Here is a 15119-nt window from a genome sequence, read left to right as displayed (position 1 = left end):
CAACACGGCAACACGGCAACACGGCAACACGGCAACACGGCAACACGGCAACACGGCAACACGGCAACACGGCAACACGGCAACAGGCAACATGGCAACACGACAACACGGCGTCACGACGAGCCGCCGTGACGGCGGAGCCCGGAAAGCCGGCCGCGTCGCATCGGTCGGTGTCCGTCCCGATGCCGCTCGTATCCGCTCCGCGGCGCCGCCCGGCAAGCCGCCGTCGATTGTTCTCGGCGGCTGACAAGTGACTTCGCATTCGCGCTGTTTATCCGCGGACGGCCGATCCCTAGAATCCACTCCATCGAATAACGCATTGCCTGATGGAGCCGATGATGAAAGCGCTGATCGAATCGAGCCTGTACCACCCGTCCGTCGTGTTGCCGCTTGCCGCGCTGACGCAGTTGATGGTCGAGCGCGATTTCAATCTCGGCCAGGTCGGGCTGATCGTCGCCGCGCGCGGTGCGCAGGCCGCGGTGTCGCGCTCGCGGGCGCTGATCTTCTGCAGCCACTGCGAAGGGCACGCGTGAGCGCGTCGGCAATGCGCGACTGAAAAAAAAGCCCGACCGGCATGAGCCGGTCGGGCGATTCGGCCGGACAGCCGGCCGTTCGATCGGGCCCCGGCATTTGCCGGGGCTTTTTCATGCGCGACGCTTACGCACGCGCGGTCGACACGACGTCGTACACGTCCTCCGACACGTCTTCGTCGCGCAGCTGCCGCACGAGCTGATGCGCTTCGCGGTGCGTCGCGACGGCCGGCGGCGAGCCCTTGAGCGGCTTGCGCGCCGTCTCGGCCAGCGCGACGACCGACACGATCCCGATCACCGCGGCGCCCATCATGTAGTACGCGGGCATCATCAGGTTGTGCGTGACGTCGACGAGCCAGGCTGTCATCAGCGGCGTCGTGCCGCCGAACAGCGACACCGACACGTTGAAGCCGATCGCGAGCGCGCCGTAGCGGATCTCGGTCGGGAACAGCGCCGGCAGCGCGGACGGCATCACGCCGGTGAAACACGACAGCAGTACGCCGAGGATCAGCAGCCCGGCGAACACCGACGCGGTCGTGCCCGCATGAATCAGCATCATCGACGGAATCGACAGCACCAGCAGCCCGACGCAGCCGGCGAGCATCACCGGCTTGCGGCCGACCTTGTCGGACAGCCGGCCGGCGGCGAGCGTCAGCGGCATCATCAGCACCATCACGATCAGCACGAGCACGAGACTGTGCGATTCGTCGAAGTGCAGCGTCGACGACATGAAGCTCGGCAGGTACGACAGCACCATATAGTCGGTCACGTTGAAGATCAGCACGAGCCCGACGCAGAGCAGCAGCGCGCGCCAGTTGCGCATCAGCGTTTCGCGGAAGCGCGCCTTCGGTACCGCCTTGTCCTGCGCTTCGCGCTGCTCGGCCTGGCGCTTGAACGCGGGCGTTTCCTCGAGCTTCATCCGGATATAGAGACCGATCAGGCCGAGCGGGCCGGCGATCAGGAACGGCACGCGCCAGCCCCACGACAGCAGCGCTTCCTGCGACAGCGACGCGGTGAGCAGCGCGACGACGCCCGCGCCCATCACGTAGCCGATCAGCGTGCCGAATTCGAGGAAGCTGCCCATGAAGCCGCGGCGCTTGTCGGTCGAGAATTCGGCGATGAAGGTCGCGGCGCCGCCGTATTCGCCGCCGGTCGAAAAGCCCTGCACGAGGCGGGCGACGAGCAGCAGCACCGGCGCCATGATGCCGATCGACGCGTAGCTCGGAATCAGGCCGATCGCGAACGTGCCGACGGCCATCATGATCATCGTCGCAGCGAGCACGCGCTGGCGGCCGATGCGGTCGCCGAGCGGGCCGAACACCATGCCGCCGAGCGGGCGCACGACAAACGCGGCCGCGAACGTGCCGAAGGTCGCGAGCAGCTGCGCGGACGGGCTGCTGGACGGGAAGAACACCTTGCCGAGCGTGACGGCGATGTAGCTGTACACGCCGAAGTCGAACCATTCCATCGCGTTGCCGATGGCCATTGCGCTGACGGCGCGCTTGAGCAGGCTCTGGTCGACGACGGTAATGTCGTCCGCGGCGAGCGTGGGCTCGTCATGCGAGCCGGTGGAAGAAACAGCGGTCGGGCTGACGTGTGTTGCGGTCAAGGTCATGCACTCCTTTGACTGCGCCGGAACGGCGGGCCGTCCGACACGGTTTGCCGGCGAGCGCGAAGTCACGTGCGGCGCGTCGGGGCAGCCGTTAAACGCTTACTGCGCAAAGGACTGCTTCGACGCGGGCCCGGTGGGCCGTCGCGACGGTGCGCTCATGAAGAATGGGCCGCGCGATGCGAGCGGCGGATGCCGGTGCGGACCGATCGTCGGCCGTTCCGGCGCGCGCCCCGACGGGGCGACGAAACGAGAAAAGCGGGCCTGTCGGGCGGGCTTTTCTGTTGGGTGCAATTTCGATCGAACGCCCGGCGCGCGCTGCGCAAACGGACCGATCGAAATCGAATAGACAGAGATTGAATGTGAAACAGGCGACATGATAGCACGATGACAGACGATCGTGCAAATTGCCGGGAAACCCCCGTCTGGCGGGGCGCGCTCGGGTATGATCGGCGGCGCGCGGCGGGGCGTCGACGGCGCTGCGACGCGCGCGAAATCGACGGGGAATCGGATGACCGAATGGATCAAGATCGCGGCGCTGTTCGCGGCGACCGCACTGGCCGAAATCGTCGGCTGCTACTTGCCGTGGCTCGTGCTGAAAGCGGGGCGGCCGCTCTGGCTGCTGGTGCCGGCCGCGCTGTCGCTCGCGCTGTTCGCGTGGCTGCTGACGCTGCATCCGAGCGCGGCCGGACGCACGTACGCGGCGTACGGCGGCGTCTATATCGCGGTCGCGCTGGTCTGGCTGCGGGTCGTCGACGGCATCGCGCTGACCCGCTGGGACGTGGCCGGCGCGGTGCTGGCGCTCGGCGGGATGGCGCTGATCGCGCTGCAGCCGCGCGTGTGACGCGCGGCTGCGCGACGCAGCATCATGCGGCTTCGGCGGCGTCCACGGCGTCGGACGTGCGCCACACGCAGGTGCCCTTGACCGATTTGTCCAGCTCGTCGAGCTGTGCGTGATGGGCGGCGAGCTCTTCGTCGCTCGCGGCCAGCACCGGCAGATCGAGCGCCGCGAGCGACACGCGCTGCCCGTTGGCTGCGCCGCCGACAGTTGCCGCGTCGTCGAGCATGTCGATCACGAGGCTGTCCTGTCCGCGCGTCATCGCGAGATAGACCTCGGCGAGCAGCTCCGAGTCGAGCAGCGCGCCGTGCAGCGTGCGATGCGCGTTGCTGATGCCGAAGCGGTCGCACAGTGCGTCGAGCGAGTTGCGTTTGCCGGGGAACATCTGCTTGGCCTGCACGAGCGTGTCGATCACACCCGCGCAATGCTCGCTGAACGGCGGCAGCCCGAGCAGCGCGAACTCGGCGTCGAGGAAGCCGAGGTCGAACGGCGCGTTGTGGATGATCAGCTCGGCGCCTCGCACGAATTCGCGGATCTGATCGGCGACTTCGGCGAATTTGGGCTTGTCGCTGAGGAATTCGGTCGTGAGCCCGTGCACGGCCAGCGCGCCCGGATCGCTGTCGCGCTCCGGGTTCACGTAGAAGTGCAGGTTGTTGCCGGTGAGCCGCCGGTTCAGCAGCTCGACGCAGCCGATTTCGATGATGCGGTCGCCCGCGCGGGCGTTCAGGCCGGTGGTTTCGGTATCGAGAATGATCTGGCGCATGTCGGATAAATCGAAAATGACGGGAAGGCGGCCGATGTTCAGGCCGCGAGCGACGCGACGCCGCGATTCGCGAGCGCATCCGCGCGTTCGTTTTCGGGATGACCTGCGTGGCCTTTCACCCAGCGCCATTCGATGTCGTGCAGCATCACGAGCGCATCGAGGCGCTTCCACAGGTCGGCGTTCTTCACGGGCGTCTTCGCCGCAGTGACCCAGCCCTTCTTCTTCCAGCCGTGGATCCACTCGCTGATGCCTTTCTGCACGTATTGCGAGTCGGTATGCACGATCACGCGGCACGGACGCTTCAGCACCTCGAGCGCGGCGATGACGCCCATCAGCTCCATCCGGTTGTTGGTCGTGTTCGGCTCGCCGCCGAACAGCTCCTTTTCGTGGTCGCCGTAGCGCAGCAGCGCGCCCCAGCCGCCGGGGCCGGGGTTGCCCTTGCAGGCGCCGTCGGTATAGATGTCGATGGTGTCGGTTGTCATGAACGTTCTTGATGGATGGTCGGGGAGGCTGCGGGTGCGAGGCCCGGTGCGAGCACGGGCTTCTTCACCTTGATCGGGCCGACGAGGCGCATGCCGCGCACGCGCTTGACGGCCGTGACCATGTACACCGCGCCGAAGATCGGCCACCAGCGGTCGCCCGCGGCTTCCATGAAGCCGTAGCGCGCGAGCCATTTGTCCGTTGCGAGCGGCGGCCGGTAGCAGCCGAAGCGGCCGCGCTCCAGATCGAAGCCGAGCAGCTTGATCCAGTCCTTGAGCCGGATGAACGCGATCTGGTCGCGCGCGGCCGGCACGAACGGCCGGTTCGCGATGCGCCCGAACGTTTGCCGCATGCCCCACAGGCTCAGCGAATTGAAGCCGGTGATCACGAGCTGGCCTTCCGGCATCAGCACGCGTTCGGCCTCGCGCAGCAGCCGGTGAGGATCGGACGTGAATTCGAGCGTATGCGGCATCACGATCAGGTCGACGCTCTGCGATTCGAACGGCAGGTCGAGCAGATCGCACCACGTGGTGCTGCGGTCGGCCGGCGCGTGCTTCGGCCCGTGCGCGTCGCGTACCCACGGGTACCGATAGGGCGCGCTCGCGCCGCTCTCCGGATCGAGCACGAGGCCGCGATACGGCATGCGGTTTTCGCGCAGCGCGTCGAGCTGCGGCAGGCCCAGTTGCAGCGCGTGAAATCCGAACACGTCGGACACGATCCGGTCGAGCTGCGCCTGCTCCCAGCCCAGCACGTAGCGGCCGGGTGGGGAGTCGGTCCAGGCGGGCCAGTCTATAATTTGTCGATCGGACATAACGATGGTTGCGCGCCCATGAACGAGCTGGAATACGTGCCGGTGCCGGCATTCGAAGACAACTATATCTGGCTCGTGTCGGACGGTCGCGATGCGATCGCCGTCGATCCGGGTGAAGCCGCGCCGGTGCGCCGCGTTCTTGACGAGCGAGGCTGGCGGTTGACCGCTATTCTACTCACGCACCACCACGCCGACCATGTCGGCGGTGTCGCGGCATTGCTCGATGGCCGATCGGACGATGCGCCGGTGACGGTCTACGGCCCGGCGGCCGAGGCGATCGGCGTGGTCACGCATGCGCTCGCGGGCGGCGACCGCGTGAGCGTCGCGGCGCCGGCCGTCGCGTTCGACGTGCTCGACGTGCCCGGTCATACGCGCGGCCACATCGCTTATTTCCAGCATGCGGGGCACGGTGCCGCCGTGCCGCACGTGTTCTGCGGCGACACGCTGTTTTCGTGCGGCTGCGGCCGGCTGTTCGAAGGCACGCCCGCGCAGATGCTCGCGTCGCTCGATGCGCTCGCCGCGCTGCCCGGCGACACGCGCGTGCATTGCGCGCATGAATACACGCTGTCGAACATTCGCTTCGCGCTCGCGTGCGAACCCGGCAATGCGGCGCTCGCCGCGTGGCGCGACGAAGCGCAGGCGCTGCGCGCGCGCGGCGTGCCGACGCTGCCGACGACGATCGCGCACGAGCGCGCGGTGAACCCGTTCATGCGGTCCGACAGCGATGCGATCCGCGCGACGCTCGAAGCCGAGCTTCATGAAACCGTTCCGGACCGGCTGACCGCATTCACGCTGATGCGCGAATGGAAAAACCGCTTCCGATGACGCGTATACCAGGACTCAAAAGCTCAAGCGGTATCTGTAAAAATTGCTCCAAACGTCGGATTTGGCTGAGTTTTCGGTGTTTTTATTGACGTGAAGCACGCACTTCCGTAGTATCGCCTGCAATTTCCAGCCGTCGGAAGCCGAGATTTTCATGCGACTTATATTGAGTGCGCTGATGGTCCTGCTCCTCGCCGCTTGTGCGAGCCAGGCCCCTGTCGCCAACAACGCCGCCGATTCGCAAGCGACGTCCAACTACCTCCGCAAATCAGCCACCGCCAAAGAAACCGTCGACGTCGACAAGCAATCCGTCGGCGACCTGACCAGCGCAGACTCCGATCTCTGGGCACGCATCCGCCGCGGTTTCCAGATGCCCGACCTGCAGAGCGACCTCGTCGACATGCAGACGACGTGGTACACGCAGCGGCCCGACTACGTGCAGCGCATGACCGAGCGCTCGCAGAAGTACCTGTATCACATCGTCGAGGAGCTCGAGGCGCGTCACATGCCGACCGAGCTCGCGCTGCTGCCGTTCATCGAATCCGCGTTCAATCCGCAGGCGCTATCCGTCGCGAAGGCGGCCGGCATGTGGCAGTTCATGCCGGGCACGGGGCGCACGTACAACCTGAAGCGCAACATGTGGCAGGACGAGCGGCGCGACGTGCTCGCGTCGACGAGCGCGGCGCTCGACTACCTGTCGCGCCTGCATGACATGTTCGGCGACTGGTATCTGGCGCTCGCCGCGTACAACTGGGGCGAGGGCAACGTGCAGCGTGCGATCGCGCGCAACCAGGCGGCCGGGCTGCCGACCGACTACCAGAACCTGCGGATGCCGAACGAGACGCGCAACTACGTGCCGAAGCTGCAGGCGGTGAAGAACATCATCGCGAATCCGCAGCAGTACGGACTGACGCTGCCCGAGATTCCGAACCACCCGTACTTCGTCACGGTCACGACGTCGCGCGACATCGACGTGGCGGTTGCCGCGAAGCTCGCGAACCTGTCGCTCGACGAATTCCGCTCGCTGAACCCGTCGTTCTCGAAGCCGGTGATCCTCGGCGCGACCGAGCCGCAGATCCTGCTGCCGTTCGACAACGCGGCCGCGTTCGAGAAGAACCTGAAGTCGTATGGCGGCCAGCTTTCGTCGTGGACGACGTACACAGTCAGCGAACGCGCGCGGCCGGCCGCGATCGCCGAGAAGATCGGCGTCGACGCCGACACGCTGATGTCGGTCAACAAGATTCCGGCCGGCATGCGCCTGAAGCCCGGCTCGACGATCGTCGTGCCGCGCGGCGACGACGATGACGAGGACATCAGCGCCGACGTCGCGGAGAACGGCGTACTCGCGATGGAGCCGGACGTGCCGGACACGCGCAAGATGCTGATCCGCGTGCGCCGCAAGCAGTCGATGGCGGCGATCGCCGGCCGCTACGGCGTGTCGGTCGGACAGCTGAAGGCATGGAACCGCACGCATCGCGATCTCGTGATGCCGGGCCAGGCGCTCGTGCTGCACGTGCCGGTCGGCCGCGCGGTGCCGGCCGAGCCGGGGCCGGAGCGGATCGCGACGTCGGCCGGCGGCGCGCACATCGAGCGCGCGAGCCTGTCGGTCCGCGGCAAGTCCGCGCGCGGCACGAAGCGCGGCGTAGCGAAGCCGGCGGCGCGCGCGACGAAAGTCGCGGCGCCCGCGAAGGCCGCGCCGGCCAAGGCGGCACCGAAGGCCGTCGCACACAAGAGCAAGAAGAAGTAACGCGTGCGCGGCCGCAGCGCGGCCCCGCGGCATCGCCGTCGTCGGGCTCGCGCTTGCGCTATCATCCGACGAAACGCGTCGAACGCCGTCACCGAGGTGACGGCGTTTTCGTTTGCGGCTTCGGTTGTGTGCGGACGCTGCCCGCTGCCGTATCGCAGCGCCAGGAAATCAGGAGGATCGATGTCGTCGGTGCAGGTGAGAGTGCTCGCGCTGTTTGCGATCGGCTATTTCGTGTCGTACGTGTTTCGCGGCGTCAATCTCGGCTTCGCGCCGTACGTCACGCACGAACTCGGGCTGTCGGCGGCCGATCTCGGCGTGCTCACGAGTCTCTATTTCCTCGGCTTTGCCGGCGCGCAGATTCCGGCCGGCGTGATGCTCGATCATTTCGGACCGCGCCGCGTGACCGCGGGCATGCTGCTGTTCGCCGCCGCCGGTGCTGCCGTGTTCGGTGCCGCGCACGGACTCGGCGCGATGATGGCGGGCCGGCTGCTGATCGGCGTCGGTGTGTCGGTTTGCCTCGGCGCGGCGTTCAAGGCGCTCGCGCAGCATTTCCCGGTCGGCCGGCTGCCGTTCGTGAACGGGCTCGTGATGGCGGTCGGCGGCCTCGGCGGCGTCGCGGTCGGCTCGCCGCTGACCTGGCTGCTCGGCTGGACGAGCTGGCGCGCGGTCTGCGCGGCGCTTGCGGTGCTGACCGTCGTCGTCGCGGCCGCGATCGGCTTCGGCGCGCCCGACGCCGGCGACACGCGTCACCAGGGCGGACTCGTCAGCCAGTTCAAGGGCACCTGGCACATTTTGAACAGCCGCGCATTCTGGAAGATCGCGTCGTTTTCGGTCGTCACGCAGGGCGTGTTCTATGCGATGCAGTCGCTGTGGGTCGGTCCTTATCTGCGTGACGTCGCGGGCTTCGACGCGCCGCATGCCGCGCGGCTCGTGTCGGTGCTCGGCTTCGCGATGATGGCCGGTTGCGTCGGCTTCGGTGCGGCGGCGCGCATGCTGGAGCGGCGCGGCGTGTCCGTCTACGCATTCTGCGGCATCGGCATGGCGCTGTTCGTCGCGACGCAGGTCGCGATCGTCGCGCGCGTGCCGCTGCCGCCGGCGATGCTGTGGGGCGCGTACGGAATGTTCGGCGGCGTCGGCATCCTTACGTACGCGGTGATGGCCGGACATTTTCCCGCGCATCTGATCGGTCGCGCGAACACGACGCTGACGCTCGTGATCTTCCTGCTGATCTTCGCGTTCCAGATCGGCATCGGCGCGGTGCTGTCGCATTGGCAGCCGATCGACGGCCGTTATCCGGCCGCCGCGCACGTCACTGCATGGAGCGTGCTGCTCGCGCTGCAGCTCGCGAGCGCCATATGGTACGTATGGCCGACGCGCGACACTGGCCACGCGCACTGATCCGGCAGTACGCTTGCATGCACGGCACGGCGCCGTGAAAACGGGGACGCAGCCGATCGTGCGCACGCGAAGCCGCGCTGCCGGACGCTGCGCGTGCGGGTTCGCACCGTCATATCGATTGAAGATTAGGCCTTTTTCAGGCTATAATTTGAAAGTTTGTGCTGATCAACCTCGCACCCTAGCGCCTACCTCACTCATCCCGTTCATCCGCCGCACGCCGCCTGTCGGGCGATGTCGCGAAGCCTCGTGCGCCACGCGCCGGCCTCGCATGTCGACAACGCAGGCCGCGTCCAGCTAGCGACGCCGCGCGCATCCGCCGCGCGGTGCGCGCGCGGCAGGGTAAACAGGTCGGCAGCAGGGTGTTCCCCAAGGAGCCTCCCGTGTTGCCGTCTTTTTCTCCCGCTTTGCTTGCACTTGCCGACGGCACGGTCTTTCGTGGTTATTCGATCGGGGCCGACGGCCACACGATCGGCGAAGTCGTGTTCAACACCGCGATCACCGGCTATCAGGAAATCCTGACCGACCCGAGCTACGCGCGTCAGATCGTCACGCTCACCTATCCGCATATCGGCAACGTCGGCGTGAACGCCGAAGACGTCGAAGCGACGAAAGTCCATGCCGCCGGCTTGATCATCCGCGATCTGCCGACGCTCGCATCGAACTTCCGCATGTCGCGCACGCTCGGCGACTACCTGCGCGACGAAGGCGTCGTCGCGATCGCCGGCATCGACACCCGCAAGCTGACCCGCATCCTGCGCGACAAGGGCGCGCAGAACGGCTGCATTCTCGCCGGCTCGGACGACGAAGCGAAGGCGATCGAGCTCGCGCGCTCGTTCCCCGGCCTCGCCGGCATGGACCTCGCGAAGGTCGTGTCGACCGCCAAGCCGTTCGAGTGGAAGCAGACCGAATGGCGCCTCGGCAGCGGCTACGGCATGCAGGAAGCGCCGAAGTACCGCGTCGTCGCATACGACTTCGGCGTCAAGTACAACATCCTGCGCATGCTCGCGGAGCGCGGCTGCCAGGTCACGGTGCTGCCCGCGCAGGCGAGCGCCGCCGACGCGCTCGCGCTCAATCCGGACGGCATCTTCCTGTCGAACGGCCCCGGCGATCCGGAGCCGTGCGACTACGCGATCGCGGCGACGAAGGAGTTCATCGCGCGCGGCGTGCCGACCTTCGGCATCTGCCTGGGTCACCAGATCATGGGCCTCGCGGTCGGCGCAAAGACGCTGAAGATGAAGACGGGCCATCACGGCGCGAACCATCCGGTGAAGGATCTCGCCGACGGCCGCGTCGTGATCACGTCGCAGAACCACGGCTTCGCGGTCGACGCCGATTCGCTGCCGGCCAACGCGCGCGCGACGCACGTGTCGCTGTTCGACGGCACGCTGCAGGGCTTCGAGCTGACCGACAAGCCGGCGTTCTGCTTCCAGGGCCACCCGGAAGCGTCGCCGGGCCCGCACGACATCGGCTACCTGTTCGACCGCTTCACCGCGCTGATGGACGCGGCGAAGCAGCGCACCGCCTGAACGGCTGACGCACGGAGGCTCGCATCATGTTCGGTCACGCACTCGGCATCACGGATATCTGGACCTACGTGTTCGGCGTGATCTTCATCATCCTGCTGCCGGGACCGAATTCGATGTACGTGCTGTCGCTCGCCGCGCAGCGCGGCGTGAAGGCCGGCTATCGCGCGGCCTGCGGCGTGTTCGTCGGCGACACGGTGCTGATGGTGCTGTCCGCCGCCGGCGTCGCGTCGCTGCTGAAGGCGAACCCGCTGCTGTTCTCGGTCGTCAAGTACGGCGGCGCCGCGTATCTCCTCTACATCGGCGCCGGCATGCTGCGCGGCGCGTGGCGCAAGCTGCGCGCGCCGGCCGGTGCGCCGGCCGACGTGCCGCGCGCGGTCGACGGCGAGCAGCCGTTTCGCAAGGCGCTGATCGTGAGCCTCCTGAATCCGAAGGCGATCCTGTTCTTCATCTCGTTCTTCATCCAGTTCGTCGACCCGGCATTCCCGCATCCCGCGCTGTCGTTCGTCGTGCTCGGGGCGATCGCGCAATGCGCGAGCTTTCTGTACCTGAGCACGCTGATCTTCGCGGGCGCGCGTCTTGCCGAGCACTTTCGCCGCCGCCGCAAGCTCGCAGCCGGCGCGGCGAGCGGCGTGGGCGGCCTGTTCATCGGTTTCTCGGTGAAGCTCGCGCTCGCCACCATGAGCTGAAGCGCAGCGGGCCGACCCACGACAACGATTACTCATTGAATTCACAAGCCATGCCAAAACGCACAGACATCAACAGCATCCTCATCATCGGCGCCGGCCCGATCATCATCGGCCAGGCTTGCGAGTTCGACTATTCGGGCGCGCAGGCTTGCAAGGCGCTGCGCGAAGAGGGCTACAAGGTGATCCTCGTCAACAGCAACCCGGCGACGATCATGACCGACCCGAACACGGCCGACGTTACGTACATCGAGCCGATCACGTGGGAAGTGGTCGCGCGCATCATCGAGAAGGAGCGCCCGGACGCGATCCTGCCGACGATGGGCGGCCAGACCGCGCTGAACTGCGCGCTCGACCTGCATCATCACGGCGTGCTCGAGAAGTTCGGCGTCGAGCTGATCGGCGCGTCGCCGGAAGCGATCGACAAGGCGGAAGACCGCCAGAAGTTCAAGGACGCGATGACGAAGATCGGCCTCGGTTCCGCGAAATCGGGCATCGCGCACTCGATGGAAGAGGCGACCCGCGTGCACGCGGAAATCACCGCGGCCACCGGCGGCAGCGGCTATCCGGTCGTGATCCGTCCGTCGTTCACGCTCGGCGGCTCGGGCGGCGGCATCGCATACAACCGCGAGGAGTTCGAGGAGATCTGCAAGCGCGGTCTCGACCTGTCGCCGACGCGCGAGCTGCTGATCGAGGAATCGCTGCTCGGCTGGAAGGAATACGAGATGGAAGTCGTGCGCGATCGCGCCGACAACTGCATCATCGTCTGCTCGATCGAGAACCTCGACCCGATGGGCGTGCACACCGGCGATTCGATCACGGTCGCGCCGGCGCAAACGCTCACCGACAAGGAATACCAGATCCTGCGTAACGCATCGCTCGCGGTGCTGCGCGAGATCGGCGTCGACACCGGCGGCTCGAACGTGCAGTTCGCGATCAACCCGCGCGACGGCCGGATGGTCGTGATCGAGATGAACCCGCGCGTGTCGCGTTCGTCGGCGCTCGCGTCGAAGGCGACCGGCTTCCCGATCGCGAAGGTCGCCGCGAAACTCGCGGTCGGCTATACGCTCGACGAGCTGAAGAACGAAATCACCGGCGGCCAGACGCCCGCGTCGTTCGAACCGACGATCGACTACGTCGTCACGAAGATTCCGCGCTTCGCGTTCGAGAAATTCCGCGAAGCCGATTCGCGCCTGACCACGCAGATGAAGTCGGTCGGCGAGGTGATGGCGATCGGCCGCACGTTCCAGGAGTCGTTCCAGAAGGCGCTGCGCGGCCTCGAAGTCGGCGTCGACGGTCTCGACGAGAAGTCGACCGATCGCGACGAGATCGCGATCGAGATCCACGAGCCGGGTCCCGACCGCATCTGGTACGTCGGCGACGCGTTCCGCATCGGCATGACGGCCGAGGAAATCTACGCGGAGACCGCGATCGACCCGTGGTTCCTCGCGCAGATCGAACAGATCATCCTGAAGGAAAAGGCGCTGTCGGGCCGCACGCTCGCGTCGCTGACGTTCGACGAACTGCGCTTCCTGAAGCAGAGCGGCTTCTCGGACCGCCGTCTCGCGAAGCTGCTCGGCACGACGCCGGAAGACGTGCGCAAGCGCCGCGTCGAGCTGAACGTGCGCCCGGTCTACAAGCGCGTCGATACGTGCGCGGCCGAATTCGCGACGAAAACCGCGTACATGTACTCGACGTACGAGGAAGAGTGCGAGGCGCAGCCGACCGCGAACAAGAAGATCATGGTGCTGGGCGGCGGCCCGAACCGGATCGGCCAGGGCATCGAGTTCGACTACTGCTGCGTGCACGCGGCGCTCGCGATGCGCGAGGACGGCTACGAAACGATCATGGTCAACTGCAACCCGGAAACGGTGTCGACCGACTATGACACGTCCGACCGCCTGTACTTCGAGCCGCTGACGCTCGAAGACGTGCTCGAGATCGTCGACAAGGAGAAGCCGGTCGGCGTGATCGTCCAGTACGGCGGCCAGACGCCGCTGAAGCTCGCGCTCGACCTCGAGGCGCACGGCGTGCCGATCATCGGTACGTCGCCGGACATGATCGACGCGGCGGAAGACCGCGAACGCTTCCAGAAGCTGCTGCAGGATCTCGGCCTGCGCCAGCCGCCGAACCGCACCGCGCGCAACGAAGAGGAGGCGCTCGAGCTCGCGGCCGAAATCGGCTATCCGCTCGTCGTGCGTCCGTCGTACGTGCTCGGCGGCCGCGCGATGGAGATCGTCCACGAACCGCGCGACCTCGAACGCTACATGCGCGAGGCCGTGAAGGTGTCGAACGATTCGCCGGTGCTGCTCGACCGCTTCCTGAACGACGCGATCGAATGCGACGTCGACTGCATCTGCGACGGCGACGCCGTGTTCATCGGCGGCGTGATGGAGCACATCGAGCAGGCGGGCGTTCACTCGGGCGACTCGGCATGCTCGCTGCCGCCGTACTCGCTGTCGAAGGAAACCGTCGGCGAGCTGAAGCGCCAGACGGCCGCGATGGCGAAGGCGCTGAACGTGGTCGGCCTGATGAACGTGCAGTTCGCGATCCAGCAGGTGCCGCAGGCCGACGGTTCGAAGCAGGACGTCATCTACGTGCTCGAAGTGAACCCGCGCGCGTCGCGCACGGTGCCGTACGTGTCGAAGGCGACCAGCCTGCCGCTCGCGAAGATCGCGGCGCGCGCGATGGTCGGCCAGAAGCTCGCGCAGCAGGGCGTGACGAACGAAATCGAGCCGCCGTACTTCAGCGTGAAGGAAGCGGTGTTCCCGTTCGTGAAGTTCCCGACCGTCGATCCGGTGCTCGGGCCTGAGATGCGCTCGACCGGCGAAGTGATGGGCGTCGGCCGGACGTTCGGCGAGGCGCTGTTCAAGTCGCAGCTCGCGGCCGGCTCGCGCCTGCCGGAATCCGGCACCGTGCTGCTGACCGTGATGGATGCCGACAAGCCGAAGGCGGTCGAAGTCGCGCGCATGCTGCACGACCTCGGCTACCCGATCGTCGCGACGAAGGGCACCGCAGCGGCGATCGAAGCGGCCGGCGTGCCGGTGAAGGTCGTCAACAAAGTGAAGGACGGCCGTCCGCACATCGTCGACATGATCAAGAACGGCGAGATCGCGCTCGTGTTCACGACGGTCGACGAGACGCGCCAGGCGATCGCCGATTCGCGCTCGATCCGGATGAGCGCGCAGGCGCACAAGGTCACTTACTACACGACGATGTCGGGCGCGCGCGCGGCGGTCGAAGGGCTGCGTTACCTGAAGGATCTGGAAGTCTATGATTTACAAGGTCTTCACGCTCGCCTAAACTAAGCGGTCAGTTACCTGTCGAAGCATCACGTGCCGCGGTTAAGCGGTGTTTCCGGTTCCGCCGGGAATGCGCTTAATCGCGGTGATTTTTTTTATAGCCGTTTTTAGCGATTGAGCCGTTTATGAGCACCATTCCGTTGACAAAGCGTGGCGCAGAGCAACTGCGCGATGAATTGCAGCGCCTCAAGTCCGTCGAGCGGCCGGCCGTGATCAACGCGATCGCGGAGGCCCGCGCACAGGGCGATCTGTCCGAAAACGCCGAATACGACGCTGCAAAGGAAAAGCAGGGTTTTATCGAGGGTCGCATCGCGGAACTCGAATCGAAGCTTTCCGCCGCGCAGATCATCGATCCCACGGTGCTCGACGCCGACGGCCGCGTGGTGTTTGCCGCGACGGTCGAGCTCGAGGATCTCGAGTCCGGCGACACCGTGAAGTACCAGATCGTCGGCGACGACGAAGCCGACATCGATCACGGCCTGATCTCGGTCAGCTCGCCGATCGCACGTGCGCTGATCGGCAAGTCCGAAGGCGACGTCGCGGCCGTGCAGGCACCGAGCGGCGTGCGCGAATACGAAATCATCTCGGTCAGCTACATCTGACGCGGAGC

At 66.5% G+C, this 15119-nt stretch carries 14 protein-coding genes; 10 read left to right on the top strand and 4 right to left on the bottom strand.

What is annotated here, in order from left to right; translation table 11 throughout:
• A partial coding sequence (locus BUB20358_RS28090) for a hypothetical protein (RefSeq protein WP_437340533.1) occupies positions 1-247 on the top strand: 247 nt, incomplete at its 5' end.
• 88 nt (positions 248-335) lie between these two features.
• On the top strand, positions 336-533 hold the full coding sequence (locus BUB20358_RS22945; protein ID WP_035973385.1) for a hypothetical protein: 198 nt from the start codon (positions 336-338) through the stop codon (positions 531-533).
• A gap of 124 nt (positions 534-657) precedes the next feature.
• Here BUB20358_RS22945 and proP read toward each other — a convergent pair whose 3' ends face one another.
• Entirely contained in the window at positions 658-2145 is a 1488-nt protein-coding gene (gene proP / locus BUB20358_RS22940; protein ID WP_045552478.1) for a glycine betaine/L-proline transporter ProP, read from the bottom strand.
• 505 nt (positions 2146-2650) lie between these two features.
• On the opposite strand from proP, the gene BUB20358_RS22935 reads away from it, so the two are divergent.
• Positions 2651-2983, top strand: coding sequence for a YnfA family protein (locus tag BUB20358_RS22935; RefSeq protein ID WP_035973384.1), 333 nt, complete (start codon positions 2651-2653; stop codon positions 2981-2983).
• A gap of 22 nt (positions 2984-3005) precedes the next feature.
• On the opposite strand, the gene dnaQ is transcribed toward BUB20358_RS22935, so the two are convergent.
• From dnaQ to BUB20358_RS22920, 3 genes are read right to left on the bottom strand one after another with little or no spacing between them, the layout of a single operon-like run.
• Positions 3006-3740, bottom strand: a complete 735-nt coding sequence (gene dnaQ, locus BUB20358_RS22930) for a DNA polymerase III subunit epsilon (protein ID WP_006764661.1) — start codon at positions 3738-3740, stop codon at positions 3006-3008.
• 38 nt (positions 3741-3778) lie between these two features.
• Positions 3779-4222: a ribonuclease HI gene (gene rnhA, locus BUB20358_RS22925; RefSeq protein ID WP_006764660.1), complete on the bottom strand. Its 444-nt coding sequence runs from the start codon at positions 4220-4222 to the stop codon at positions 3779-3781.
• Positions 4219-5031: a class I SAM-dependent methyltransferase gene (locus tag BUB20358_RS22920; protein ID WP_006764659.1), complete on the bottom strand. Its 813-nt coding sequence runs from the start codon at positions 5029-5031 to the stop codon at positions 4219-4221. The genes rnhA and BUB20358_RS22920 overlap by 4 nt, the downstream gene beginning before the upstream one ends.
• Positions 5032-5049: 18 nt before the next feature.
• Between BUB20358_RS22920 and gloB the strand changes: the two genes are divergently transcribed.
• The 7 genes from gloB (at position 5050) to greA (ending at position 15111) form a co-directional block, all read left to right on the top strand.
• Complete coding sequence (gene gloB, locus BUB20358_RS22915) at positions 5050-5856, top strand: hydroxyacylglutathione hydrolase (protein ID WP_006764658.1); 807 nt, start codon at positions 5050-5052, stop codon at positions 5854-5856.
• A 151-nt stretch (positions 5857-6007) separates the two neighbouring features.
• Positions 6008-7600 (top strand): transglycosylase SLT domain-containing protein, encoded by a 1593-nt coding sequence (locus tag BUB20358_RS22910; protein ID WP_006764657.1) that lies wholly within the window; start codon positions 6008-6010, stop codon positions 7598-7600.
• Positions 7601-7780: 180 nt separating this feature from the next.
• Positions 7781-8998 (top strand): MFS transporter, encoded by a 1218-nt coding sequence (locus BUB20358_RS22905; protein ID WP_035972653.1) that lies wholly within the window; start codon positions 7781-7783, stop codon positions 8996-8998.
• Positions 8999-9378: 380 nt separating this feature from the next.
• The gene (carA, locus tag BUB20358_RS22900) at positions 9379-10524 is read left to right on the top strand and encodes a glutamine-hydrolyzing carbamoyl-phosphate synthase small subunit (RefSeq protein WP_035972651.1); all 1146 of its coding nucleotides are present in this window, start codon (positions 9379-9381) and stop codon (positions 10522-10524) included.
• A 26-nt stretch (positions 10525-10550) separates the two neighbouring features.
• A complete protein-coding gene (leuE, locus tag BUB20358_RS22895; protein ID WP_006764654.1) occupies positions 10551-11210 on the top strand; it encodes a leucine efflux protein LeuE in 660 nt (219 codons plus the stop codon).
• 50 nt (positions 11211-11260) lie between these two features.
• Positions 11261-14515, top strand: a complete 3255-nt coding sequence (carB, locus tag BUB20358_RS22890; protein WP_035972650.1) for a carbamoyl-phosphate synthase large subunit — start codon at positions 11261-11263, stop codon at positions 14513-14515.
• A 119-nt stretch (positions 14516-14634) separates the two neighbouring features.
• Positions 14635-15111 (top strand): transcription elongation factor GreA, encoded by a 477-nt coding sequence (gene greA / locus BUB20358_RS22885; protein ID WP_006476345.1) that lies wholly within the window; start codon positions 14635-14637, stop codon positions 15109-15111.
• Positions 15112-15119 lie beyond the last annotated feature (8 nt).

It is taken from the genome of Burkholderia dolosa (genome assembly GCF_902499135.1).
Lineage (GTDB): Bacteria > Pseudomonadota > Gammaproteobacteria > Burkholderiales > Burkholderiaceae > Burkholderia > Burkholderia dolosa.
This window is presented reverse-complemented; position numbering and strand designations above follow the sequence as displayed.

What these genes read in the sequence shown, in the direction of transcription:
- gloB (WP_006764658.1), top strand. Translation starts at nt 5,050, where the DNA reads ATGAACGAGCTGGAATACGTGCCGGTGCCGGCATTCGAAGACAACTAT.
- leuE (WP_006764654.1), top strand. Translation starts at nt 10,551, where the DNA reads ATGTTCGGTCACGCACTCGGCATCACGGATATCTGGACCTACGTGTTC.
- BUB20358_RS22910 (WP_006764657.1), top strand. Translation starts at nt 6,008, where the DNA reads ATGCGACTTATATTGAGTGCGCTGATGGTCCTGCTCCTCGCCGCTTGT.
- BUB20358_RS22920 (WP_006764659.1), bottom strand. Translation starts at nt 5,031, where the DNA reads ATGTCCGATCGACAAATTATAGACTGGCCCGCCTGGACCGACTCCCCA.
- carB (WP_035972650.1), top strand. Translation starts at nt 11,261, where the DNA reads ATGCCAAAACGCACAGACATCAACAGCATCCTCATCATCGGCGCCGGC.
- greA (WP_006476345.1), top strand. Translation starts at nt 14,635, where the DNA reads ATGAGCACCATTCCGTTGACAAAGCGTGGCGCAGAGCAACTGCGCGAT.
- BUB20358_RS22905 (WP_035972653.1), top strand. Translation starts at nt 7,781, where the DNA reads ATGTCGTCGGTGCAGGTGAGAGTGCTCGCGCTGTTTGCGATCGGCTAT.
- rnhA (WP_006764660.1), bottom strand. Translation starts at nt 4,222, where the DNA reads ATGACAACCGACACCATCGACATCTATACCGACGGCGCCTGCAAGGGC.
- proP (WP_045552478.1), bottom strand. Translation starts at nt 2,145, where the DNA reads ATGACCTTGACCGCAACACACGTCAGCCCGACCGCTGTTTCTTCCACC.
- dnaQ (WP_006764661.1), bottom strand. Translation starts at nt 3,740, where the DNA reads ATGCGCCAGATCATTCTCGATACCGAAACCACCGGCCTGAACGCCCGC.
- BUB20358_RS22945 (WP_035973385.1), top strand. Translation starts at nt 336, where the DNA reads ATGATGAAAGCGCTGATCGAATCGAGCCTGTACCACCCGTCCGTCGTG.
- BUB20358_RS22935 (WP_035973384.1), top strand. Translation starts at nt 2,651, where the DNA reads ATGACCGAATGGATCAAGATCGCGGCGCTGTTCGCGGCGACCGCACTG.